The organism is Ruegeria sp. CE12 (assembly GCF_056537525.1).
The window spans coordinates 70,255-94,798 of sequence record NZ_JBQFRS010000002.1; the positions used below are offsets into that span (position 1 = coordinate 70,255).

The 24,544-nt window shown below is 52.4% G+C and carries 15 protein-coding genes and 1 tRNA gene; 8 read left to right on the top strand and 8 right to left on the bottom strand.

Going from position 1 to position 24,544, the window contains the following annotated elements; genetic code table 11:
• The first annotated feature begins 54 nt into the window (after nucleotides 1-54).
• Complete coding sequence (locus tag ACR0IO_RS05160; RefSeq protein WP_480739876.1) at nucleotides 55-1,533, top strand: Y-family DNA polymerase; 1,479 nt, start codon at nucleotides 55-57, stop codon at nucleotides 1,531-1,533.
• Nucleotides 1,530-4,913 (top strand): error-prone DNA polymerase, encoded by a 3,384-nt coding sequence (locus ACR0IO_RS05165; protein ID WP_480739877.1) that lies wholly within the window; start codon nucleotides 1,530-1,532, stop codon nucleotides 4,911-4,913. The genes ACR0IO_RS05160 and ACR0IO_RS05165 overlap by 4 nt, the downstream gene beginning before the upstream one ends.
• Nucleotides 4,914-5,138: 225 nt before the next feature.
• On the opposite strand, the gene ACR0IO_RS05170 is transcribed toward ACR0IO_RS05165, so the two are convergent.
• On the bottom strand, nucleotides 5,139-5,246 hold the full coding sequence (locus ACR0IO_RS05170; RefSeq protein WP_480740835.1) for a TraR/DksA C4-type zinc finger protein: 108 nt from the start codon (nucleotides 5,244-5,246) through the stop codon (nucleotides 5,139-5,141).
• Between the two features lie 90 nt (nucleotides 5,247-5,336).
• On the opposite strand from ACR0IO_RS05170, the gene ACR0IO_RS05175 reads away from it, so the two are divergent.
• The 5 genes from ACR0IO_RS05175 to ACR0IO_RS05195 all read left to right on the top strand — a co-directional run bounded on the left by ACR0IO_RS05175 (nucleotide 5,337) and on the right by ACR0IO_RS05195 (nucleotide 10,447).
• On the top strand, nucleotides 5,337-6,578 hold the full coding sequence (locus tag ACR0IO_RS05175; protein ID WP_480739878.1) for a tyrosine-type recombinase/integrase: 1,242 nt from the start codon (nucleotides 5,337-5,339) through the stop codon (nucleotides 6,576-6,578).
• A 12-nt stretch (nucleotides 6,579-6,590) separates the two neighbouring features.
• The gene (locus ACR0IO_RS05180) at nucleotides 6,591-7,256 is read left to right on the top strand and encodes a hypothetical protein (RefSeq protein WP_480739879.1); all 666 of its coding nucleotides are present in this window, start codon (nucleotides 6,591-6,593) and stop codon (nucleotides 7,254-7,256) included.
• 415 nt (nucleotides 7,257-7,671) lie between these two features.
• Entirely contained in the window at nucleotides 7,672-9,192 is a 1,521-nt protein-coding gene (locus tag ACR0IO_RS05185; protein WP_480739881.1) for a YfjI family protein, read from the top strand.
• Nucleotides 9,193-9,644: 452 nt separating this feature from the next.
• A complete protein-coding gene (locus tag ACR0IO_RS05190) occupies nucleotides 9,645-10,067 on the top strand; it encodes a hypothetical protein (RefSeq protein WP_480739883.1) in 423 nt (140 codons plus the stop codon).
• 304 nt (nucleotides 10,068-10,371) lie between these two features.
• Nucleotides 10,372-10,447: transfer RNA gene (locus tag ACR0IO_RS05195), tRNA-Thr, on the top strand.
• A 93-nt stretch (nucleotides 10,448-10,540) separates the two neighbouring features.
• Here the strand turns inward: ACR0IO_RS05195 and ACR0IO_RS05200 are convergent.
• From ACR0IO_RS05200 to ACR0IO_RS05215, 4 genes are all read right to left on the bottom strand, one after another.
• A complete protein-coding gene (locus ACR0IO_RS05200) occupies nucleotides 10,541-11,083 on the bottom strand; it encodes a hypothetical protein (RefSeq protein ID WP_480739885.1) in 543 nt (180 codons plus the stop codon).
• A 182-nt stretch (nucleotides 11,084-11,265) separates the two neighbouring features.
• The gene (locus ACR0IO_RS05205) at nucleotides 11,266-12,228 is read right to left on the bottom strand and encodes a nitrilase-related carbon-nitrogen hydrolase (RefSeq protein WP_480739887.1); all 963 of its coding nucleotides are present in this window, start codon (nucleotides 12,226-12,228) and stop codon (nucleotides 11,266-11,268) included.
• Complete coding sequence (locus ACR0IO_RS05210; RefSeq protein WP_480739889.1) at nucleotides 12,218-15,451, bottom strand: RNA-directed DNA polymerase; 3,234 nt, start codon at nucleotides 15,449-15,451, stop codon at nucleotides 12,218-12,220. The genes ACR0IO_RS05205 and ACR0IO_RS05210 overlap by 11 nt, the downstream gene beginning before the upstream one ends.
• Complete coding sequence (locus ACR0IO_RS05215) at nucleotides 15,448-16,503, bottom strand: CHC2 zinc finger domain-containing protein (protein ID WP_480739891.1); 1,056 nt, start codon at nucleotides 16,501-16,503, stop codon at nucleotides 15,448-15,450. Before ACR0IO_RS05215 ends, ACR0IO_RS05210 begins: the two co-directional genes overlap by 4 nt.
• 296 nt (nucleotides 16,504-16,799) lie before the next feature.
• Here ACR0IO_RS05215 and ACR0IO_RS05220 point away from each other — a divergent pair, with 296 nt between their 5' ends.
• On the top strand, nucleotides 16,800-18,179 hold the full coding sequence (locus ACR0IO_RS05220) for an exonuclease domain-containing protein (RefSeq protein WP_480739892.1): 1,380 nt from the start codon (nucleotides 16,800-16,802) through the stop codon (nucleotides 18,177-18,179).
• A 187-nt stretch (nucleotides 18,180-18,366) separates the two neighbouring features.
• On the opposite strand, the gene ACR0IO_RS05225 is transcribed toward ACR0IO_RS05220, so the two are convergent.
• From ACR0IO_RS05225 to ACR0IO_RS05235, 3 genes are all read right to left on the bottom strand, one after another.
• Nucleotides 18,367-18,978 (bottom strand): HNH endonuclease, encoded by a 612-nt coding sequence (locus ACR0IO_RS05225; RefSeq protein ID WP_480739895.1) that lies wholly within the window; start codon nucleotides 18,976-18,978, stop codon nucleotides 18,367-18,369.
• On the bottom strand, nucleotides 18,975-20,567 hold the full coding sequence (locus ACR0IO_RS05230) for an AAA family ATPase (protein WP_480739896.1): 1,593 nt from the start codon (nucleotides 20,565-20,567) through the stop codon (nucleotides 18,975-18,977). Before ACR0IO_RS05230 ends, ACR0IO_RS05225 begins: the two co-directional genes overlap by 4 nt.
• A 104-nt stretch (nucleotides 20,568-20,671) precedes the next feature.
• Nucleotides 20,672-24,070 (bottom strand): AAA domain-containing protein, encoded by a 3,399-nt coding sequence (locus ACR0IO_RS05235; protein WP_480739897.1) that lies wholly within the window; start codon nucleotides 24,068-24,070, stop codon nucleotides 20,672-20,674.
• Between the last annotated feature and the right edge of the window lie 474 nt (nucleotides 24,071-24,544).

Genomic DNA, 24,544 nt, shown 5'->3' on the forward strand with positions numbered 1-24,544 from the left:
CATGGTAAAGGTGAAAGATTATTTAGAACAAATACAGAACATTTGGTGTCAGGTATGCTCAGAGGGGTGCAAAAACGCGTTGCTTCGCTATGGTTCTTCCGGTTGCCCAGCGACCGGGTTCTCAGGGCGAATCCGGTTCAGGGGCCGTTCGCCCTTACCCTCAAGCAGAACAATGCCAACCGCATCTATTGTCTGAATGGCGAAGCTGAGCGTCAGGGCCTGCACAGCGGCATGCCTTATGCGGATGCCCGTGCGTTTTGTCCTGACCTGCAAAGCCAGCCTGCCGATCTGCAGGGCGATGTGCAGTTCCTGCATATCCTGCGGCGCTGGGCGACGCGCTATTGCCCCTGGGTGGGGCTGGAGGGGCGGGATGGGCTGGTTCTGGATGTGACCGGTTCCGCGCATCTGTTTGGCGGGGAACCCATGATGCTGGCGGATATGCGCAGGCGACTGGCACGGGTCGGGCTGTCGGTGCGGATCGGACTGGCCGATACGCGGGGCGCGGCTTGGGCATTGGCACATTACCAAGAGGGCGTGGCCGCCCGGGGTGATACCCTGAATGCGATAGGGGCGTTGCCCGTGGCGGCATTGCGGCTGCAGGAGGATACGTCGGTTGCTTTGCAACGGCTGGGACTGCGCAGGATTTCGGATCTTGCAGCAACATCACGTGCGCCGCTGGCCCGGCGTTTGGGGCCGGAACTGCTGATGCGTCTGGATCAGGCGCTTGGGGCGCAGCCTGAAGAGATTTCGCCATTGGCTGATCCACCACGGTATGGCGTGCGTCTGACCTTGCCGGAACCGATTGGGCTGGTGTCGGATGTCAGGGCGGGGGTCGAGCGGCTGCTGGAACAGCTCTGTGCGAAGCTTAAGGCACAGGAGGTCGGCGCGCGTCGGCTTTGCCTGACACTTGATCGTGTGGATCACGACAGCCAGACAGTCGAATTGCGTCTGGCCCGACCGTTGCGTGATCCGAACCGGATACTCCCACTTTTTGAACGCGGGATTGGAGAGGTCGATGCCGGTTTTGGTATCGACCGGATGCGGATTGAGGCCACACAGGTCGAGGCGCAGCCGGTACAGCAGATCAGCCACGTTTCAGCGGGGCGTGTGGATCAGGTGTATGATCTGATTACCCGGATCGGAAACCGCATCGGGCTGGAGAACGTTCACCGGTACCTGCCTGCGGACAGTCATATCCCCGAGCGCAGCTCTATTCTGGCCCCGGCAGCCTATTCCGAGCCGGGCGGCGCATGGGTGGCTTTGCGCCCACGGCCTTTGCGTCTTTTCCCGCCCGAGTCGATTGCCGGGGCGGGATCACGTCCGCCGCAGAGGTTTCGCTGGCGGCGTATGGCGCTTTCAATCGAGCGTGCCACGGGACCGGAACGCATCGCCCCTGAATGGTGGCTGGAGGATGAGAACTGGCGTTCGGGAGTTCGTGATTACTGGCGGGTTCAGACACGGCAGGGATGGCGGCTCTGGCTGTTTTATACCCCGCAAAATCCGGGCTGGTTTGTGCAGGGAGAGTTCGCATGACCGAGGTGAACCGCACACATCGCCCGGTTGAGGCGTTTCATCAGGACATGCTCAGTCCTCACACGGATCGTTTGGGATATGCCGAACTTTGCGTGACGACCAACTTCACCTTTTTGACCGGTGCTTCGCACCCCGAAGAACTGGTTACGCGCGCTGCGACGCTGGGTTTGGCTGCACTCGCTATCACCGACCGGAATTCTCTGGCTGGCGTAGTGCGGGCCTGGACTGCACTGAAAGAACTGAAGCGTGAGGCGGAAGAGGCGATCAAAATCCGGTCCCAACACCGGGTCGATTCCTGTTCAAGGCAGGAGGTTGGCATTCCGCAGCCTATTGCCAATCCCGGGACGGTTCATGTGCCGCGACTGATTGTCGGTTGCCGTCTGGTTTTGCAGGACAGTTCGGTCGATTGGGTGGCGCTGCCGCGTGATCGGGCAGCGTATCAACGACTGACCCGTCTGCTGACATTGGGCAAACGGCGCGCCCAAAAAGGGGAGTGTCATCTGGATCTCAGGGATATGCTTGAGGCCTGCAAAGGCATGATCCTGGTTGCTTTGCCGCAAGGTGAGTTAATGGATGCCACCCGGGACATCCAAAAAGTACGACGACGGTTTCCCAACCACGTCTTTCTGGGGGCGGCACCACGTTATGACGGCAGTGATCAGGCCTATATTGCTGCTTGTGCGCGGCTGGCTCAGCGGACCTCGGCCCCCATGGTCGCGGTGGGCGACGTGCTTATGCACCATGCCAGCCGCAAGCAACTGGCAGATGTTCTGACCTGTATGCGCGAAGGCATCACCATTGACGATATAGGCACACGCGCCCTGCCTAACGCCGAACGGCGGCTGAAAGGGGCAGCTGATATGGCGCGCCTTTTTCGCGACCATCCCGGCACCCTGCGTCGCACGCTGGAGATCGCCGACAAGTGCAGTTTTGATCTGGGTGAATTGTCCTATGAATATCCCGACGAAATCGGTCTGGGCGAGCAACCGCAGGAGCGGCTGGAACGGCTGGCTCATGATGGGTTGAAACGGCGCTATCCCGGTGGCGCGCCGGATAAGGCCCTGAACCTCATGAAAAAGGAGCTGGAACTGGTCCGCGATCTGGGCTTTCCGGCTTACTTCCTGACTGTGCATGACATTGTACAGTTCGCCCGATCAGAGGGCATCCTGTGTCAGGGGAGAGGCTCCGCCGCAAATTCGATCCTCTGTTACCTCTTGGGTATCACTGATGTCAGCCCCGATCAGATCACCATGGTGTTTGAACGCTTTGTGTCAAAATACCGGGGAGAGCCGCCGGATATCGACGTGGATTTTGAACATGAACGGCGCGAAGAGGTGATCCAGTGGATATATGAAAAATATGGCCGCCACCGGGCGGGGTTGTGTGCCACGGTCATCCATTTCCGTTCCCGGGCTGCCATTCGCGAAGTGGGCAAGGTGATGGGGTTGTCACAGGATGTGACCGCCGGATTGTCGGGCCAGATCTGGGGCATGACCAATGGCGGGGTCGATCCCGAACGGATACGCGAACTGGGCCTTGATCCCGGTGACCGGCGCCTGATGCAAACCATTCGCCTGATCGGTGAAGTCATCGGGTTCCCCCGTCACCTGTCACAGCATGTCGGCGGTTTTGTTATCACCAAGGGACGGTTGGACGAGATGTGCCCGATCGAGAACGCGGCGATGGAGGACCGTACGGTCATCGAATGGGACAAGGATGACATCGACGCGCTTGGCATCCTCAAGGTCGATGTGCTCGGCCTGGGAATGCTTAGTTGCGTGAGGAAGGCATTCGGTCTGCTGCAGCAGCACGAGGGGCAATCACTTACCATCGCTTCGGTTCCACAAGGGGATGAAGCCACCTATGACATGCTTTGTCGGGCTGATGCCATCGGTGTGTTTCAGGTGGAAAGCCGGGCGCAGATGAATTTTCTGCCCCGAATGCGCCCACGTATCTTTTACGATCTGGTGATTGAAGTCGCTATCGTTCGACCCGGCCCGATTCAGGGGGGGATGGTGCAGCCCTACATCAAGCGTCGCCAGGGATTGGAAGAGGTCAGCTATCCCTCGGAAGAATTGCGGGAAGTTATGGCCAAAACTCTTGGTGTTCCGTTGTTTCAGGAACAGGCGATGCAGATCGCAGTGGTCGCCGCAGGATTTACGCCAGAGGAAGCAGACCGTCTGCGCCGGTCTCTCGCCTCTTTTCGCAGAATGGGAACCATAGGTACGTTTCGGGATAAGTTCATCGCAGGAATGCTTGCCAACGGCTACGATATGGATTTTGCCGAGCGCTGTTTTTCACAGATTGAAGGCTTTGCCGATTATGGTTTTCCGGAAAGCCATGCCGCTGCCTTTGCAATGCTGGCCTATGTTTCGGCCTGGCTGAAATGTCACCATCCGGCGGTATTTGCCTGTGCTCTGCTGAACTCCCAACCGATGGGGTTTTATGCGCCGGCCCAGATTGTGCGGGATGCGCGCGAACATGGGGTCGAAGTGCGCCCGATCTGCGTAAACAGCAGTCAGTGGGACAACATTTTGGAGCGTCGTACGGATGGTGGGTTGGCGTTGCGGTTGGGGTTTCGCCAGATCAAAGGGTTCAAAGAAGAGGAGGCCGGCTGGATCGTGGCAGCCCGGGGCAACGGATACCACGACCCGCAAAGCCTCTGGCTGCGGGCAGGGCTGATCCCTGCGACTCTGGCGCGCTTGGCCGAAGCCGATACGTTCGCTGATATGGGGCTGACCCGGCGCGAGGCGCTCTGGCATGTCAAATCCATCCGGAGCCAGCAACCACTGCCGCTGTTTAACGACCCGATTGACGGAGAAAGTATCTCAGAAGCCGATGTGAATTTACCGATGATGCATTTGGGGGAAGAGGTCGTCGAAGATTATGTCTCGACTCGCCTGACCCTGCGCGCGCATCCAATGGAACTTCTGCGTCCATCCATGCCGGGGCTTATCGCCCACAACTCTCTGCACAAGATACCGCTCGGGCGTTATAGCGTGTGCGGACTGGTCATCACCCGCCAGCGACCCGGTACGGCCTCGGGGGTGATCTTTCTGACACTTGAGGATGAAACCGGCGTCAGCAATGTGGTGGTCTGGCCCAAGGTGTATGAGCAGTTTCGCCGCATCGTTATGGGGGGACGGCTTTTGCAGGTGACCGGATATCTGCAGCGTGAAGGCATTGTTGTACACCTGATCGCGCAGGATATCAGGGACATGTCGCACAAGCTGTCAGAACTGGGGCATCCGATGGACGATGCGATTGGTATAACTCAACCTCATGCCGATGATGCACCGCGTGCCAATCGTGCGCCACCACGGGCACGTCACCCCCGTGAACAGGCCAAGCGTCTCTTCCCTAGTCGGGATTTCCATTAGGGCGAGCACTTAAATTACTGCAGGCGCCAAGAATTCTGGCTTACCATATCTAAAGCGCACGACTTCCTCTAACGCATTCAAGTTCGAACACAGGGTGCTTGCCGAAGGCAAAATGAAAGCGATGCGGCTTGAATCACTCTGGAACCACCTGCAGCTCGCAACCAAAAAGGGAAGCTCAAACCAAGTAGCCGAAACACCCATACTAATGCGTTGAGTTTCTTGAGGTTAAGTGGAGGCGAGTATCACTTGAATACCGCTGTCACAAACTGTCTCATTTGGATTTATTTTCAAATAGTTGTCGGAAATCCCTTGTCCGCACTTGTCGCATGAAATAACACTGTGTCACATGTTTTTGGATGGGTAGGAGAGGGGTAGGTTTTTTCATGCCAAGTTCGATTCCCTGTTTGAACAAAGGGCAGATCTTTGCCGAAACGGGCTAAGGAGCTGGGGCCCCTTGAGGTCAAACGTCTTTCCCAAACTGGCGTGCATGCTGTGGGCGGCGTTGCCGGGCTTGCACTGCAAGTGACAGGTACCGGTGCACGGTCCTGGGTGTTTCGCTACCGCCACAATGGGCGACGTCGGGAGGCCGGCTTAGGGCCTTATCCGGACGTTCCTTTAGCAAAGGCCCGCGAATATGCGCGCGAAGCGCGGGATATGCTGAGGCAGGGCATCGATCCCATTGCAGAGCGGCAAGCCGCGCGACGCAAGCTTTTGACATTTCAGCAGGCAGCTGCAACTTACGCGGAAGAGAAAACCGTCGAATTTAACAGCGCCCTACATCGCAAACAGTGGCGCGCTTCGCTGGAAAGGCATGCAATCCCGACCCTCGGGGATATGGCAGTCACCGACATTACTTTGCAGGACGTGTTGGAGACACTCCGGCCGATCTGGATGAACAAGACCGAGACCGCTTCGAAAGTCAGGCAAAGGATCGAGCGGGTGTTGGATTACGCGACGGTGGCCGGGCACCGCAGCGGAGAAAATCCCGCCAGGTGGCGCGGCAATCTCGACATGGTTTTGCCAGCCCCAACCAAGCTAACCGGCGGGCGAAACTACCCAGCCCTAAAACTTGATGATGCAGAGCGATGGTTTGCCGCCTTGAAGGCGCGGTCTGGGATCAGTGCGCGTGCGTTAGAATTCCAGGTCTTAACGGCTGCGCGTACTGGCGCCGTTCGTTTTGCGACTTGGGATGAAGTTGACTTAGATCGCGGGCTGTGGATCATCCAGCCCGGTCGGCAGTCCTCCAAGATCCCCCCGTCCGGCCGACCGCATCGCGTGCCTCTGACACCTCAAACGCTAAAGATCTTGCAGGCTTTGCCACGCGCTGCAGATAACCCGCTGGTGTTCTGGGCCCCGCGCGGCGGGGCTTTCTCCGATGCGTCTCTTGCGGCGGTGATGCGGAAAATCCATGCCGCTGATGAACGAGAAGGCGACAGGGGCTTTATCGATGCGCGCAGCGACAAGCCCGCTGTTCCACATGGGTTGCGGTCGACGTTTCGCACATGGGTGGCAGAACGCACCCAGTTCGATGGAGATATGGCAGAAATCGCGCTCGCACACAAAGTGGGGAACAAGGTCCAACAAGCCTATGATCGCTCCGATCAGTTGGAAAAACGTCGGGCTATGATGGAGGCATGGGGGCTTTTTTTGCTGGGAAAACACTAAAGAGGCAAGGCAATGACGCGGGCAGAACATTTGAAGTACTTGGGTCTCAACGAGCTCCTCGAGACTGAGGAATACTACATTGCCACGATGGACGAATTGGATATAGAAGAGACGCTCGGTCCGGTAACAACAGACAAAAAGACCGAAAGCCTGGAAATTGAAGCAAAGCGCGCGGCATTACGAGAGATCGATCGCCTGAAGGCCAAAGGCGAGTATCAGGACAAGAGAACACGCTTGCGTAAAGAGCTGGAAGAAGGGCCGCTGTCGGGGCTTCTGAACTCCGACGGCATCAAAATTCCTGTCAAATTTCTCGAGTTTGCCGAGCGATGGAGTAACTTACGTGCCGGCATGGAAAGCCCCGACCTGGATCAGCAACGGCGCTTCCAGAAGTTTTTTGAAACAGCGGATATTATGTCGAAACCTCTGCCGGAGATCTCTGATCTACTAGCAGTGCTGGAGCCGGCTGAGGTAAAGAAAAAATTGGGCAGAAAAGTAGAAATCCGGCCGAAATGGCGCAAGGACGCTGGAGTTCTAGATGAAATGCGTGTCATGGTGGTTCGGGGAATCAGTATCCCAGAGGCCGCGCGTCAGATGGCTTTCAAAGAAGGCTTTGCTCACCAGGACAGCAGAGCAAAACGCTTTGAGAACTTGTATCGAGCTCGCCTGAGGCTTCGGTAAAAAAACTGGCCGTCAATTCATTTACTTTGCGGGTACCGCACTTCGTAGACATGTTGGTTTCAGCAGTAACAAAAGGTGAAACCAATGAACGAAACGTTTCTTTCTGACACTGATCTAGCCGTTCGCTTCAATGTCACCCGGCAGACAGTGTGGCGCTGGCACAGATCAAACCCAGGCTTTCCGCGCGCTGTCAGCTTGTCGCCCGGGTGCACGCGTTGGAAGCTCTCCTCAATTGAGACCTGGGAGACCAGCCTTGCAGAAGCCGCCTAATGGTAGGCAATGGGCAGGGTATGAGTTGCTAAGTGCTAGACTTTGACTCTCAATTCGCGCTGGCTCTGCCACTAGCTTTGGCGCCGACCCCTATTAAGAAAATCTGAGCGAAGAAGCTCTGTTATCGAAAAATTGGAGATTAGGAATGCTAACTGCAAAGTTCAGCAAACGGGAAAGCTATGCCCCCGCGCAAGAAATGGACCCAACGCCTCTGTTTGGGGAGTTGAGAGACGCGGAACCTGTTCCTTGGCAGGCGCTTGGTCCTCTGGCAGACCCTGCCAAGGCCATAGCAATGCTTACTCAAGCGCCAGACGCTATTGCAATGCAAAGTGTTTTGACGGTTGCCAGCGTTGCCACGCAAGCGTTTGCGGATGTGGAAACTCTTCAAGGATATGTCCCTATCAGCTGCTTCGCACTGACGGTAGCTCAGTCAGGAGAACGCAAGTCCGCCTGCGATTCATTGGCTACGGCCGCAATCGGTCGGATTGATCAGGAACGCGTGCGCATCTACACCCGAGAAAAGAGGAAATACGAAGCTGAAAAGCTCGAGTATCAAAAAAGTCGTAGACGCTCTTCCTCGAAAGACTCTGAGGTAATTGAGTCTGATCTCGATGGTGAAGACCTGGACCTCCCGCCGGAACCTCCGCTGTTTCCCGCGATCAGGATTAGCGATCCAACGATTGAAGGACTTTTCCGACAGTTGGAGAACGGCCATCCTTCGGTAGCTGTAATGACAGACGAGGGTGGGCAGTTTTTTGGTGGCCACAGCATGAAACGCGAGAACGCCCTTAAGACTGCCGCTGGTTTCTCTAAACTTTGGGACGGGGCACCCCTAAGCAAAAGCAGGGCGTCGGCAGAACCCGTCTGGCTTTGCGGGAAACGCGTGTCGCTTCATTTGATGATCCAGCCTGGAGTGGCGCAGAGCGTGGTTGGCGACCCGACGATGAAAGATCAAGGCCTCCTCTCTCGTGTTCTCGTCGCGTGGCCAAGCAGCAAGATTGGATCTCGAATGATCCGAAAAGGCGTTGCACACGAAGAGCTTCTGGAGTTGGCGAAGTTGCTGTTGGCGAATTTTGATGCGCGGGTGACCCAGCTGTTGGGTCTCGAACTTCCGTTGCACCCTGATACACGCGCTGAACTAAATCCACGACGCCTTAAACTTTCAGATGAGGCCCGCAATTTGCTGGAGGTCTTTTACAACCGGGTTGAAGGCGCCTCGGGAGAGGGCGGGGCATTCGAATACATGTCTGGCTTTGCGGCCAAAGCGCCCGAAATGGCGGCCCGCATCGCTGGCATCCAAAGTATTTTTTCAAACGAGGGAGCCGACGAGGTCGCTGCGCAAGCTATGGTGAATGGTGTTGCAATGATGGAGTGGTACCTATCGGAGATGCAGCGGATCACCGACACAGGTCGACCTGAGCAGGATCTGTGCGATGCTGAAACGATACGCCGTTGGCTTCACAACAACTGGGGTGGGGAGTTTGTCGACAAGCGGACGCTTATGAAAAAGGGGCCTGGCCATCTCCGCGATGGTAACACGTTGTCACGGTGCATCCAAAGGCTTGAGGCGCATGGTTGGCTTGTTCGCGTAAAGGGTAAGCAGGTTATCGACGGGGCAAACAGCAGAACTTACTGGCGCATTGTGCGTTTCGGTAGTGAGACATGAGCGATGCAAGATATGATCTCGTCAGGGCTTGTTTTGAAAACATGGAGGAGATCTTCCCCGCGGGAGATCCGAGAAACGACAGGAAATCGAACTCTAAGAAGTCGACAAGGAATTTGCCGCAGATGCCGCAGATGCCGCAAAGAGTTCCTCCCGCATGCAAACCACTCCCGCTGCCGGAAGACCTTTTCGAGGAACGTGCTGCTATAATGGAATATGATGGGGGCCTGCCTCGAAATTTGGCAGAATTTCTGGCCCGGAAAGGAGAGGCAGGTTCGTAGCATGACGAAGATATGCGCGGGTCCTTCCCGGTGTCTGGATTCATGCGGGTAGTTCGCTCCCCATGTTGGAAAAGAATATATATTTTTCAGAGGATTGAGTTCTTGTTGTTGGCGATAGGTTCGGTTTTGACACGCGATGTCTGCCAGAAAATCAGAAAAAATCAGAGGTGAAAAATGAGCAAACTAGATCAAGGCTCAATGCCGAAGAATTACATGGATCTTGCTGCACGGCTCAATGAAACTGACCCTGAATCGGCACTTCAAATCGGAGAGCAAATGCGTGAAATCTGGGCGCGGCCGCTTGGATTGAAACAGGCTGGCGGAACCAGCTGGTGGGGCCGCCTTCTTGGACGTACCCATCCTGAATATCAAAAGGGAGCGAGCGTTAAGTTCCCACTTAACTTACCCGCAGACCACAAGACTTCGCTTTGGAATATGGACGGCAAGCCCGCTGTGTGGGGTAGTATTGCCAACCATATAGATGAGAAAGAAATAGAGCAGGCCTGCGCGAATTTTGGTCTACGGGTAACAGTGCCGGACTATCCTTCCTGGCATTATCCCGACTCGACCCGGCTCATACTTTGGCAAAAAGCCTAGTTTTGAATTTCCCAATACTTGTTTTGAGAAACTTGGTGCTACAGACGCTTGAGGACTCTATCCGGCGAGGAAGACCCGATGGAGCAGAACCGGAGGTTCGTCCTCGCGAGAATGACATGCGAAGCCAACGGGTTCGCGGCAAAGGAGAAGAGCTGGTGGGCCATAGTAAGGTCCGGAACGCCGTTGTAGCTCAGCTCGTAAAGCACGTCATTCGAAATTAGCTGGTCCCCGCGATAACTATCATTGAAAACAAAGGGTTATCGTCAGATACATAGAGCTAGTAGGATCATAGTAGGGCCTGAAAGCTTCAATAGCTCAGCTGGTAGAGCAGGTCCTTCGTAAGGACAAGGTTGGGGGTTCGAGGCCCTCTTGAGGCACCATTCTTCGCTTTCAACTTCCATAGATCAGCGCCATGTGTTTTGAGAGATGCATTGCCCGTTCGCGCGAAATACAGTGACCTAAGCCACTCGACATTAAGCTTTGACCACAACAAGACCCTTAAATCGGCCTGAACGCAAATCGTTCTTTGAATACGTTGGCGACGCAAAGTGGTGACGCACCCCGCTGAAACTATCGTAGCCAAAAACATGAAGGCGGACTTCCGAAATTGGACTAAGTGACAGCAATTCCTCAAGATTTTTGCAAGTTTCAATTTTGTCGCGAAGAGATGGAGGGGGTTCATCTATGTAAACTAGAGGTTGACGTTGATCGAAAATCCTCACCAAAGAACGGCGACCAGGCTCAATGACAGGAATCTGAGAAGCATTCGACTTGAGGCTGAAATAGATCCAACTTTCTGAATCATTAAATTTCTTAACGCCAAGTCTTGTGACGACTTCAACATCAATCATGTCACGCCGCCCGGAATTTTCGAAAGCGCAGACGTACAACGCTTTGTCGCTTCCAACACTATAACGACAAATTTCTTCACCAAACCTCACGCTTGGAAGCCACTTATGATTCAAGATCCACCAAACAACGTATGAACCTAGAGCGCCGAGGGAAAACGACACCATGTGAGTGAAAATTGGGTTCTCTATGACATTCTCAATTAACACCATTAATCTTACCTTGGGGATGTAAATCTTTGTGGTTGATACCAGCCGACGCGGCCAGAAATGTGCTAGAATGTACCAGGACAACAGCGCCGCCCTTCAATTCGTGAAAATCGGGCCACGACCGCGCAAGTAACATCACGTCATATGGTCACACTTTTTGGCGTAACCTCTTTGTGTTCTTCGAAACCAGGTGGAAGGCTTTTAAGTTCTGGTTGGACATTACCCTTCTGACCGTCGCTTAGGGCCCATAATGGCAGTCTCACTATCTGCGCGTTTGACAGCTCCTGACCACTATGACGGTATATTAGCCGTCGATAGGGCTCTCGAAATGGACTTACCGCAAGTGATCCACCAAATTGCCCACAATTGCAGACAACAACATTGCAAAACAGAGTTCTGGAAAGCGCTTCGGCCATATGATCAAATGAGGTGGTGTCACGATTGTAAGCCAAGATGAATAGCGTTTGGATTTTGTTGCGGTACATAACTACTCTGTCCAAATCCATGAAATCGTAGCAAATTGCGACACCAAATTTTCCAAGGTCGTTACTCTCAAATATCCAAACAGTTGGGTGAGATTTAAAGGAAACTGGCCCACCCACAATCCTCTTTAGTTTTTTGTCTTCAGCGGGTGCGGGATACGTTTTGCCAACTCTGCGAACGCTGGTTTGTCGGGAAACTTGCCTCCCATTCATACGACGCGGAACAATCACCAAGGCTTCGTTCAGCACCATCGGTTCAGTCGCACCGTCAACAATCCTATAGTCCATACCAGCAATAATGATCGCCTCAAGCTGTTCCGCTGCCCTCCTAAGTTGTTTCTCAAAACCTAGCGGTACAGCCAATTCAGGCAAGAGTATGATATCAGGAGAAGAATCACAGTTTTGGGTTTCTTGAGATGAGCTATCTTTAACCCTCTCCCGAAGTGCCCCTTGGGCGCTCAAAGAGGCGAGAAAATGTCTGATTTCCCTCTTGGCACGCAGCTCCTCATAGTGAGCCATTTTTAGACAGTTCTGCCAGTTTCCGTCAGAATTATCGACCCAAGCAGCTTCGGCCTTTAGCGACGTCTGGATTACACCGACATGAAGATGCTCACTCAACATTCTCGCCTCCCATTGGGTCATTAGCCTCGGCATTTTCTGTTCCCGCGGCGAAGTCTTGCAGTTTGAAAGGGATAAGTTGTCTCGGTCGGTTTGAGGAGACCGAAAGCTGATTTTCTTGGAGAACGCCTTGAGCGAATTTCACACTCTCCATCAGGTCATCCAAATCATTTATTTGGTCAGGATCAAAGGCTACATCTCTAACGGGTTCTCCATCATCCAAGGCGAACAAATCGGGCCGCAGTGCGATGTTTCTAGTCTCTGCGGGCCGCGCAGCAAGGCAGGCATCTAGCAACTGTGTGGTCGCTGAAGAAACTGCGAGTTCACTGTAAATCCGAGATCTTGGAAGTGGGTAAACTCGCTCGTTGCCTCGAAGATTCCACATTCGTGGTGCGCTGTGGTCTTCTCGCAATAGACCGAGAAGAATACGTCCTACAGCCGTGAACCACCGTTCGAGCTGCGTAGACGGAATGCCTGATCGAAAATCGTTGGCGAACCGGTAATCCAGTAGGCTGGCTTTGAGTGGCTGCACTACTATCTTACCGTTCTTTACGTCACCTATAAAGTTCCGCCATTCTTCCCAACCTAACTTCGAACTCCCATTTTTCTCGTTCCGCACAACGAACCATTGGTGCGGTATTAAAACGTTAGCGGGGTGCAAGCGATCGAGTTTACTGAGGTCGTGACCAGCTTCCTTGGCATCATCAAGCAACCGTCTGACAATCTCGAGGGCGGTCCATTCGCTTCGTCTCGGGTCGAAGGGACTTAATTCCTTGAGTTTTCCTGTCCATTCTGTGAGAGATATATATTGCGTTTTTGCCGCATCCATGGATCGTATTGTGCGAGAAAACGCATTCTTTGAACTTTGCTTTGCCTCTAGATATCTCTCTGCATTTCCTTCAATGACCTGACGTAACCAACCTGAGTCATCCTGTGGCAACGCCTCAGAAGAAGAAAGCAGTTCTTTCCAAGCGTCGTCAGGAAATGCTTCAGGAAAGCGGCGGGCAGAACTGAGATCTAGTTTCTCACTGAAGTCAAAACTTCTAGAAACAGCGAGCCACGCGGACGAAGGATGCGAATGGGTGCCGACAATGTTCTCAGCAAGGTGAGCCCACACGCCTGCAGACCAACCCGTTGCCTCAAGCCAAGTCTTGGCAGGACTAGCAGGACGTACTGGCACAAACTTCTGCGAAAGAGATCCTAAATCCCTGGCAAGGTCCTGGTACCCATTCTGAGTTAGCAGTTCAGCAACCTGTAAGAGAGCGACTCCGAACTCGCGCCGACCAACAGCATGGAACCATGTCTCGCGGTCTACAGGCAGAACAAACACACCAATGTCGAGGCTTGCAATGTCTTCGAGGTAACTTTCGGCTGCCTTTGTTTCAGATCTCAAACTATCGCAGGCTAAAAGCCGGGCAGCAGACGCTAACACTGCTTTGCCCATTATCTGCAAAGACAATGCCGTGTAGTAATCTGCCCAGGTCTCTCGTTGCTCAGCACGCGTCTCCTTTAGCCAGTCTGAAATCTCGTTGATGCCCCTGTAACCCGTGGATTGGCAATACTGATGGATACGAAAAAAGAGGCGAGCTTTTCCAGGATGCTCTCGCAGCGACTGGAGCAGCAGCAGGAAACACCGCTTGAGCAACTTATTTTCCCAGACCTCCTGTCCTGTCGTCAAACTTGCGAATTGGTCCTTCAACTTGCCCAATTTCGAATTGTATTGTTCAAGGTCCTCTTCTGTTGACCTTTTCGGGTCCGGCTTGCGACTTTGATGCTCGGCTAGCTGCCTAGCCACGCCAACAACGCCGTCAACCTCTTGAACAAGTACGGGCACTAAAGATGCAATCTGCCCCGCTGCAAACGAAGCTCTTGTATCAGGGCGAATCTCACGCTCTGGGATATCGGCGAGCAGGAGCCACTCAAGCATTGTGAGGCGCTCATCTAGATCATCGTCGTCCAGAATGTGAATGTCAGTCGTGGCAATGGCGGAGACTTGCGCCAGCGTCTTGGTCATCAATTTCGTCGGGTTTTTTCCATCCAAGCGAGTTTCCTGTATTGCCTTTTTGTACTCTTCGGCCGATTGCTCTGCGGTTTTTCCCTTTCTTCGCTTCCCCATCCACGCGGCTAGCTCAGGTGGATCATACTTCTCCACATTAACTGTCGCTCCGATGCCAGCACTGCTGAGCAGTTCTTCATACCAATCAATCCAATCGCATAGCGTGTTGAAATCAAACGCGATGATTGTGTGATCATCCACAAAGCGAAAGTGAGCAACGTCTTTGCATTGACGGAGTCTGTCGGCGACGGCACTGTCAATTGGTAGCATGGCGGCATTTGCAAGAAATCCCGATACAAACAGTCCAGTAGGGAGGCCGTGAAAACGCCTTACGTTGAATTCCGGTTTTACATTTTTGAGTGATTGGCTCGTCATTCCAGACATGTCGAGCTTAAAGTTCAGCATCGAATTGAGTAGGTTGCTCAACGTCGGATCATTGAGCGCCCCAGCCAAGTTCAAGCCCTTTAGAACGGCATCCATCTTCAAGTTCGGGTAGAATTTCTCAAGGTCAATTGAGGCATGAAAGAGCTCGCTCTTTTCACTTGAAGCGGGGTCATTACTCCACCAGTTTTTCCTAAAGTAGACTAAATTTTCGCGTTCTGCTGTCGCCTCCGCCAATTGGTCCGCTATGTCCATTTCATCCCGATTGAGCTTTGATTTCCGAACCATCATCCTCGCGGTCAGCGTGACGTGTCGACGGAACAGCGGCCAACTATGTTGAAACCTCCGGTAAAGGTGACCGCTTGCGTGTCTATACGGTCCAATTTCTAGCTTTGACTGCCCAGCTTCGTCTGGCTCGTACCAAGCCGGTCGATACAGCCTGTTGCCATAACTCCAAGGTTCCATCATCCGGTCTAATTCCGGTCCTAATGCGTTTACAACGGCAATCCACGCGACTTGGTCTTCAATCGCAATGTGATAATATTGGCGGTCGTCAGGCCTTTCTTCAGAGATCTTTTTGGGGCGAGGTAACGGACGTAACTTTTTTAGCTTGTACGATCCGCGTTCAAACTGGCGGTGTATCTTTAGTAAACTTTGCTCCAAGTCGATTTCGAATGCGGCTACTTCTGCACTGTCAACAAAGCCATCAGCCGCCCGAATTAGTGCTTTTGTTTTGGTCCATGCATAGTTCAGGTTTTCTGGTTGCAGCAGCCGTTCTAGGACACTCATATCTTTGTCTTTCCTTCACACAGAAGTGCATTCACATCTGTCGCACCACTTCTAGGAGCGGACCTGCGTGTCCCGGCCACACCAAACCTTGCAAGTTCTTTTCTAAGCTTAGACGCTCGCGCTTCACCAGCCGCATCCCAGTCTAAGAACAGATCTACTTGCTTTCCACGCAAGGATATTACGTCGTCTTTAGAAAGAGAGGCCGAAACACCGATTAAACCGATCGCCTCGCAACCCATTTGAATAGAAGAAAGGGTGTCGAGAACTCCTTCGCAGATTGCTACCCGTCTGACATTCTGGTTCCTCAGGGCATCGAAATTGTAGATACGCCTACGTCGGTGATTCAGGTTGCGCCAACGGTTAGTTTTGTCAGCATCGACAATACTCCGGGTTTGAAAATATGTAATTTCTTCACTCTCAAAAAATGGAAACAGAATAGCAGTTGGAGGAAAGATTGCCCAAAATTTCTCCCGTGTGGATTTTTTGGTCAAGAGCCCACTAGCTCTTATTCGTTCAAATCCAAACTCCTCAACCAGATCTTGAGCTAAACTTGTAGTAGGCATTTGACCTATCGAAAACTGTTCAATTAGCTTTTCCGATATTTTGCGCCCCTTCAAATACTCTAGCCCAGATGTATGCAACGGCGCACGTGCCAGTAAAGCCCTGTAAACCTCGAAATCTGGAGTGCTTTCTTCGGTAGCTGTACCATTTCCATGGTAGGACGTATGGCGTCGGTTACTATTTTTCCTAAGTTCTGGCGACGACCCCCTGTCCCTAAGTATTCCGCTTTTGTCTGTTAGCCACTGTTTTGCTTCCAAAAACTCCATCTGCAGGCACGCCATGACAAGGTCAATTGTTCCACCAGATTGGTCACAGGCATAACAGACCCAACGTCGACCTTGGTGTCGTACTTCAAAGGAAGGTGTTTTGTCGTCATGATCGGGGAGAGGGCATCTTGTCATCCCTTTCGCCGGAAGCTTTAAACCTAGGAAAGTTCCGACATGTTCAATCGTCAGATTATTCAAGGCCTGTGTTATTTCTTTCCAATACATGGAGCCGAAGCTACTCGAGTACCTACTCAACCAGCAAGAAAGTATGTTTCATCTATACTGTGCCTCTTGATTGTCTGCTTCGATAGATTGTCCATGAAGAAATCGGATCTCGAAAACGTGGAAAACCTGCCCTGAGTGCAGGGCTGGCAAGCTCCACTGGAACCTTGGCTGAATTTCCAGTCCTGCAGACTGCCGGGAATCCCTCGCACGAGCAGATAACGTCCGCATTCCTTTCTTGAAGTTAGTCAAATAGCTTTGGATATGTTTGTTTGGCTTCGACCAGCTAGAGTGTTTGCATGAGCTTTGTCTTCTACGATACCGAAACTACTGGAACGGATACTACCTTCGACCAAATTCTGCAGTTTGCAGCTATCCGTACGGATGGCGACCTGAACGAACTCGATCGTTTCGAAATCCGTTGCCGAATCCTGCCTCATGTTATCCCTGCGCCGGGAGCTTTGCTCGCCACACGTGTCACACCGTCAATGCTGACTGATCCCAACCTGCCATCGCACTACGAAATGATGCTGCAGATCGCAGAGAAGCTGCGCGCATGGTCTCCTGCGATCTTCACCGGGTACAACACCCTCGCTTTCGACGAGCCCTTGCTTCGCCAGGCCTTCTACCAAACTCTAAAGCCGGTTTACCTGACCAATACCAACGGTAACCAACGGGCGGATGTGCTGCGCCTGGCCCAGGCCACGGCAGCATTGGCACCCAATGCTATGGCCGTACCCATTAGCGCAAACGGCAAGCCAACCCTGCGTCTCGACACACTGGCACCGGCCAACGGTTTTGCCCATCAAAACGCCCATGACGCTTTAGCAGATGTGGAAGCCACCATTTACATCGCGCAGTTGATCCGCGACCGCGCGCCGGACGTTTGGAATTCATTGTTACCCCTGGTGGACAAGGGCGAAGTGAGGGCCCGTCTGGGCACTGGTGAGCCAAAGTGCTTCGTTGAGTATCATATGGGGGTTCCTACTATTCGTGCCGTTGTCGGCTGCGGGCACCACCCGAAGAATCCAACCATGCAGGCTGTGTTTGATCTGCGTCGAGACCCGGCGGAAGTCGTGGACATGAGCGATGATGAATTATTTGAAGAGACGAAGGGACCCAACCGAGCGCTCCGCACCATCTATTCAAACAAAATGCCAGCATTGGTTGACATAACCCTAGCGCCAGACCTGCCAGCCGCTATTAGCCTACCGATGGATGAGATCATCCGCCGGGCCGCTGTGGTGTCCGCTGACGGTCAGTTTGCTGCGCGGGTGGGCAAGGCATTGGAGCAGCGCTACCCACCCTTCGAGTCCACCCAGGTCGTCGAGGGCAGAATGTATCAGGGCTTCCCAAGCCGAGCTGACGAAAACCGAATGCAGGCGTTCCACAAAGCGGATTGGCCCGAACGAGCGAAGATCGCCGAAGCCCTTGAGGACAACAGATACCGCGAACTGGCGCGGCGGTTAGTCTTCCTGAATGCGCCAGGCGTGCTCACTGACTCGCGTCGGTCGCAATTGCAGGCCTGGCTGGAGAATCGGCGACAAGGTCGAGAAGATGTCCAATCAGGGCGAACATTGCAGGCCGCTGTTGAAGAACTAGAAAAGCTGGCCCAAGAGAAAGGAGAGATTGAGGAACTGGTCGCGATACGAGGCTGGATGGGCAAGCCCCTAGAATGAGTCGTTGCCTCACTTCGCTAATTTACAACAGCAAAACCGAGCCTAGCCGTAGCGCCGATGGCCAATGCAAAGCGCTAACCAGCACAAATTAAAATAAGGGCGCTTATCCGATCTCCGCTCGCTACGCTGGTAGTGGACACACTTGGTGCAGTTTGTCCCATCGCCGCACCAAAACGAGACAAAGAGCTCAAAGCGCTGCCGCAATTATCAGAAGCTTTTTCAGCTTCTCTTTGTCTGCCGCTATCTTGGAAAGATCGGCATCTAATTCAGACACCTGTGCGGGATTCTCCCAATCGATATAGCGCTCCGCAAACCGAAGTAGATCACACGTAATGATAGTCTCTTTCCCCTTGGGAGTCTTTGGGGAGTAGATGAATCCAACGACGTGGATGTTGTCTTCATAATTATCAAAGTGTGGGTGCACGATGTTATATGAATTGGGAGATCTCGGAAATCTCTTGTAGACCTCTGATTTGGATACTTTTTTGTTACTTTTTGCCGTATTACAATCCGGACAAGACACAGCCAGGTTTTCCGGTTCAAACATAAAGGCAGGATTTGAGCTTCTAGGGAGCACGTGCTCAACATCCCAAACTTTGAAGTTCTCCGAGGAAATCTTTTGTTGGCAGTAACAACAGCATCTCTTTTGCTTTCTTATAAAGTATGCTTTGGCTTTTCGACGTACGGGCTTTACTAGTTCATCTTCCCAGTAGTTGGGCAATTGATCAGCGCTTGCCTTTGCATCGAAACTATCGACGAGCGCTAAGGTATCACCAGAATATACATCCGATTTCTTCATTCGAATTTACCGAGATCTGAGGCAGTCTCTAACAAGTCATCAATTAGCTTTGCTAGCTCAGTTCCGTCACCAATTGTCGCCCTAGCGCTCCTAAGAAACCTTAGCCTATCAAACAAAGTCTCATCTGAAGTAGAACCCCGCACTAAGTGGTTCAGTGTTTTGATCGTTTCTTGTTTAAGGAAAAGATTTTCACTACTCGCCACGCCGAACGCGGTGACCAACAACTGATCAACCGATGCACCGGCGTAGAGCTCAGCATCCTGTTTCGAAATTTCGTTGTCAGAAAGGCTGACCACATGGCTTCCTTCGCTACCGATGTCGGAGAGTATAATCGGCGAGTGAGTGGCGATCACGAAGTGGCAACCCGAAAAAGGAGAGAACGTGCTCCTAAGGAGCTCAATGTACTGTTCTTGCCATTCAGGATGCAGGCTAATCTCTGGTTCATCTATCAAAATTAGAGAATTGTCTTCGATGTTGGAAGCAACCCCTAGCATACCAGCAACTATCGATATTTCGCCTGAGCTTGCGTCCAAAATGTTGATCACGCTTTGGTCGTTCGTGCGATTCAGCATCACGTCACGGAACGTAATGAGACGAAGGTCTCTTAACAGAAACGCACTCGACAGAAGTGCTCTTTCCTCAGCACTAGCATTGACTGATACGCGAAACGATCCTCCCCGTGGCCCTTCCCAATAATTCAGTACATGAAACAGAGCATCCTGTATCAGTTCAGTAGCATTGGGCTCCCGTTCGAAAAGAAGTTGGATTTTTGAGGGTCGGGAACCAAACGCAAACTGCTTTAGAGTTTCATCAGAAACGTTTCCGGACCTTATTTCCTCAATGAGCGAGAAATACCTCGATTGTGAGTTTAGATTGAAGTGTAGCTCGATCTCTGGATCGTACCCTAAGAAGAAAAATACGTCCTGCAACTTTTGAAGCCGATCTAGCGACTGATCGCTACGCAAGAATATGCCCTTCAAAGATCGGAAAACTGAGGACCTAAAGTTGGTTCTTCCATTGCTATCCCGAAATCCAGTGTAGCAATAGTAAGTCTCGCCGCTGAGCTGCTCTTTCTCGCTTACTGAAGGCATCCGGTCTCTAATAACATCTTTGGACAACCTAAACTTGTCGAAAGGTGTCATAGTACTGCAGATCACTCTGGAGGGCCCCGAAGGTGAGAAAAGGCTTTCAGGATAGCCTTTTCCGTTCCGGTTTGTACCTTTCTGGTTCGAGTTCAGCCTGTAGTGCTCACCGTTGGTAAAATACGAAATATCCAAGTCCATGCTGTCGTTTCGGGACCTTGAAAATTCGCCGGCCTCGACTGAAAAGGCCTCGGCTATCGAGGCAAGTATTCGGCTCTTCCCCACACCGTTCTTTCCAATGACGACAGAAAACCAGTTACCGTCAAATTTTGCCGCTTCCGGGGGAGCTAGTTCGAAGGTTATGGGATCACTAGCTGGCCGACCAGCTAGCCGTCCCTCTCGTTGATCGGAATCGGCGGTGCGTTTTCTTTGAGTTGCCTCAATGCGTTCTAGTCTAAAAGTCATACTTCCTACTTTTTGAGCACAAATTCCGACTTGGTCAGCCAATCGTTTCGGCTGTGGCTATACGCTATCGGCTCTTTGTGGAGACTCAAAGGTTCGTCGATATACCTTGCTCGGTTAACATAATGGACCCTATCGGTTGTGCGCAATCATTTCTCTCGGGTGCCTAGGCTCCGAAAAATCGTGTTAATCTCCGTCTCCAAATGTTGGCCTCTGTAGACAAATGAAGTCTCATGTCGCGCGTACTTTCCGTGTCGATCGGCGCTAAGCCAGTTGTAAGACCCGATTGCAAGCAAATCGCTGTCAACTGCTACGATCTTACTATGCAACCTAGGCACTTCGTGAAGTCGAACGCCAATCTTGGAAAGAGTTTCCTTGGCCAATGACATCTGGGTTTGACCTTCATTTGTCGTATTGGAGTTTAGAAGGGGATCTGAGAATACATCCACCTTGGCACCCCGACTAATCGCCTTCGCGAAAGCAGTTAGGAAGCCGACGTTCTCCATGGTACGTGTAATGATCCATGGACTGACGATTGAGTATCGGCGCCCATTCCCAGCGAGGGCATCAATCAAGAACGCGTCGTGCTCAGTAGCATCGCGAAGCATCTGGAGCTCGCCACTATCATTCTGCAGATCGCTCCTGGGCTCCGTTTCAAACTCAAGTGCATTCTCCGTTGAGCTGAACAGGAAATCACCAAGCATCGAACGAGGTGATCCCGGAGAAGCAGTTGCCAGAACGTCCATGTCTCCGAAGACAAGACAACTGTCTTTGGCGCGGGACACCGTAACATTGAGCATGCTGGCCGAGGCGTCGATGAAATTGCCGTCTGCATGTTTCGAGTAGACAGGGGAGAAGATAACCACAGGTCGCTCTGCGCCCTGTAGTGAATGAACCGTACCGATTGTCATGCCATCGCGCAAATCGACGGAGATGCCTCTGTTCGCACAGGCTGTCCGAATTTCACGCACTTGTCGGCCAAATGGCGTCACGACGCCAACAATTTGCTCAAGACGTGCTTGGTAGCGGCTTTCCAATTCCGATCTATTGGCATCCAGCCATGCAGCTATCGTCCGAGCCTCAAGCAAGTTTGCGCGACTACTTCCCAGTCGAATTGCTCGTCCATCTACGTGCAAATATCCCAAACCAGGCAACTTGGCGTCATTGGGAACTGGACCTCGAAGAGGACGCAGTTTGCCTTTGTAGCAAAGTGCGTTGCTGTAGCCTATGATCTCGTCATAGCAGCGCCGATGTTCAAAGAGGTAAAGGCCCTTCTCAAGTTCGGCATATGGTGAAACCTTGCAAGCTTCCTGCGCAATCCTCATGGCGCTGCCGGACGTGGTGCATAAACCTCTCGCCGATAACTCACTCCAATCTTCTTCGTTTTGGAGCAACCCAACTTCTCGTAGGTTCCCGACATCTACCGGCTTCGGCACGGATGAGATGGGTTCAATCTGCTGGGTGTCTCCAATCACAAGAGCACGTTTAGCCAGGGAAAAGCTCGCCCCGGAGACTTCCGGCAAGACTTGCCCAGCCTCATCCACAATCAACAAGTCAATAAAGTTATACAAATAGTCTTTCGCCCATTTACCTCCGGTTTTGCGACTGTAAGTTAGTTTTCCCGGCAAACTGGCAAATGTGGCAACAGCACAAGGTGTTAGCATCATGCGTCTATGCCAGCGAGGAACGAGCGTCGTCTTCCCTCTCTTGTTTGAGGAGCCTGCGATGCCCGCGAGGTCTTCTTCCATAGACAGCAACCAACGCCCTTCCCAATAGTGGGTCGCGAGCAGAAAGAGTCTAAAGCGAATGCTCAAATCTGCGGCGCGTTCTAAGTCCAGGTCATCCTCGGCGTCGCCAACAGAGCATTTTGCGCGATGCCAGCGGTTCTGAGCATTCGCGTATGCGAAACGAAGACGACGAGCATTTTCTAGGTCCTGCTCGGCCTGTTTTGCCAATTGTTCGACGGAACGAAGGTTTTCAGTGACATGGGCTTCAATGTCCGCAACACGATTGAACCCATTGGAGTCCGGCATGAACTCGCGGATCGCCTGTTGAGCCGATAACACCCGTTTTCTTTTGATGGCTGGCAGAAAACCTAAGATCGCCGTTACTGTAGACTCAGTTGTTAGATGCTTTTCCAAGGCATTTTTTGCGGCTTTGATCCGTTCCTCGTTGTGTTGCGCCTCTGCTACCGCCTCAGTTAGCCTCTCTTCTGCTTCTTCAGGGTTCTCACCGAGAACCGCTTCTACCGCTTGCTTTGCCTCTTTGAGCGTCTTGGCAGCCTCGTCCAGTTCTGAAAGCTCTTGAGCCTCTTTTGCCATTTCATTCTGAATGGTTTCGACAACGAGCTCTACGTTAACTTCTGACAGATCGGAAAATGCGAGCTTTGCTTTTTGAAGATACCCTTCCTTGGCTCGTGAGAAATACTCGACACTTTCGCAGGCTGTTTGAAAATCTTCTGTTTGGTACTTCTTTGCTGCTTCCAACTTACGAGAGTGCGATGGAAGGAATATTCCGAAACTCCAGATATCTGGTAGCCATCGTCCGGCAAATGGACCTTCTCCCTTGGCGAAGTCTTTTCCAAAGGCATCAATGATGTTTGTCACCGCCTGATTGTTGGTGGACGCAGCAACGATGATCGGTGGTTCCTTACCTTTGAGGGCAGCTTTGATCCAGAGACTAGCCACCGCCGAAAGCAGCATTGTCGTCTTGCCCGTGCCTGGCGGTCCATTCACGGCGATAACTTCCGCAGGAGACATGGCGTCAAGGTAGGCCAATACCTGACGCTGATGCTCAGAAAGAGGAAAACGTGGATTAGAGTGGCCTAAGCGGCGACTGAATTCACTCTCAACCTTAGGGTCCGGAGGAGATTTCGATTTGCTCGGTGCAGCGACCTGCCTCAATAGAGGCGCATCTGGCTTCTCACTAAGCAACTTGTCGTAAAGATCTACGATGTTGCGGATTGTGGCACTGGCATCTTCTGCCAACTCGAGAAAACCGAAGCCCATAGACTGGTAGTCTTCGTCGCCATTCGGCCAGCCCTCTGCCACAGCGTCCACCATTTGACGACAGTGCCCGAGGTATTCTTGCCACGCGTTTTCGTCGATCATGTCAGGCAAGGGTGTCTCGGTCAGAAAATCATCGAGGTCGTCAACACTACCGATTGAAAATTCTCCGGATGGAAGTGGTGAAAGGACATCTCGCGCCAGCGCGTTGCGCAATGGGGTGATCTGGCCATCACGGTCCACTGTTGCCTCCGTCACAACTGGTGCAACGATCTCCGGTAAGCCGTCGACACGCGCTGCCCCGTGCGAGGACTTTCGAGCCATAACGAGCGGCCAAAATCTCACGGCAACGTTCTTGGCCGACTTTTGGCTCCCAAAGACCCTGTCCAGGATCGCATCCGGCAGTGTTCCCGAACGGACCGTCTCCCCGGGTACCTCGATGAACCGTTTTCGGTCCCGTTGGGTGAACTTACCGTCCCCTAAAGCACTGTCAGCTAACGAAACACGCCAGTAATTGAGGATCTTCTGTGTCTTTTTGTCCATAATTCGCTTTTTCGCCGCGGATCTACGCGGTTGATTGATTGGGAGCAGAGCCGACAGCACATGTACGCCGATAAGCCGAACAAATAAACTGAGTTGAAATGCTAGCGCATTGTTTTGCAAAGATTATGGCGCGCGATTTTGAACTTAGCTAGAGAGAATGAGCACTGGCTTCGCTCAATCACCCCGAATTTTAAGTCATAGAAGTCGAATACGGGCGATAGACATTGGTCTAGGTAGACGCCGATGCATTGTATCAAAAGTAGGCGACAATTAAGCAATCCGACAATCAACGGCTTTGTAACGCTCTCCAATTCCGTCGGAGCGCGCTAAGCCGCAGCGGCATTCTTAGCTGTCTGGACGTCAAAAAAAATGTCGAATTAGTCAAATCAACTTAAACCTAAACGTTCAGGCTAAAAGATTGCCAATAAGCTAAAAAGCTTCAAAATTTGGGCGGGTATTTGGGCAATAATTTTG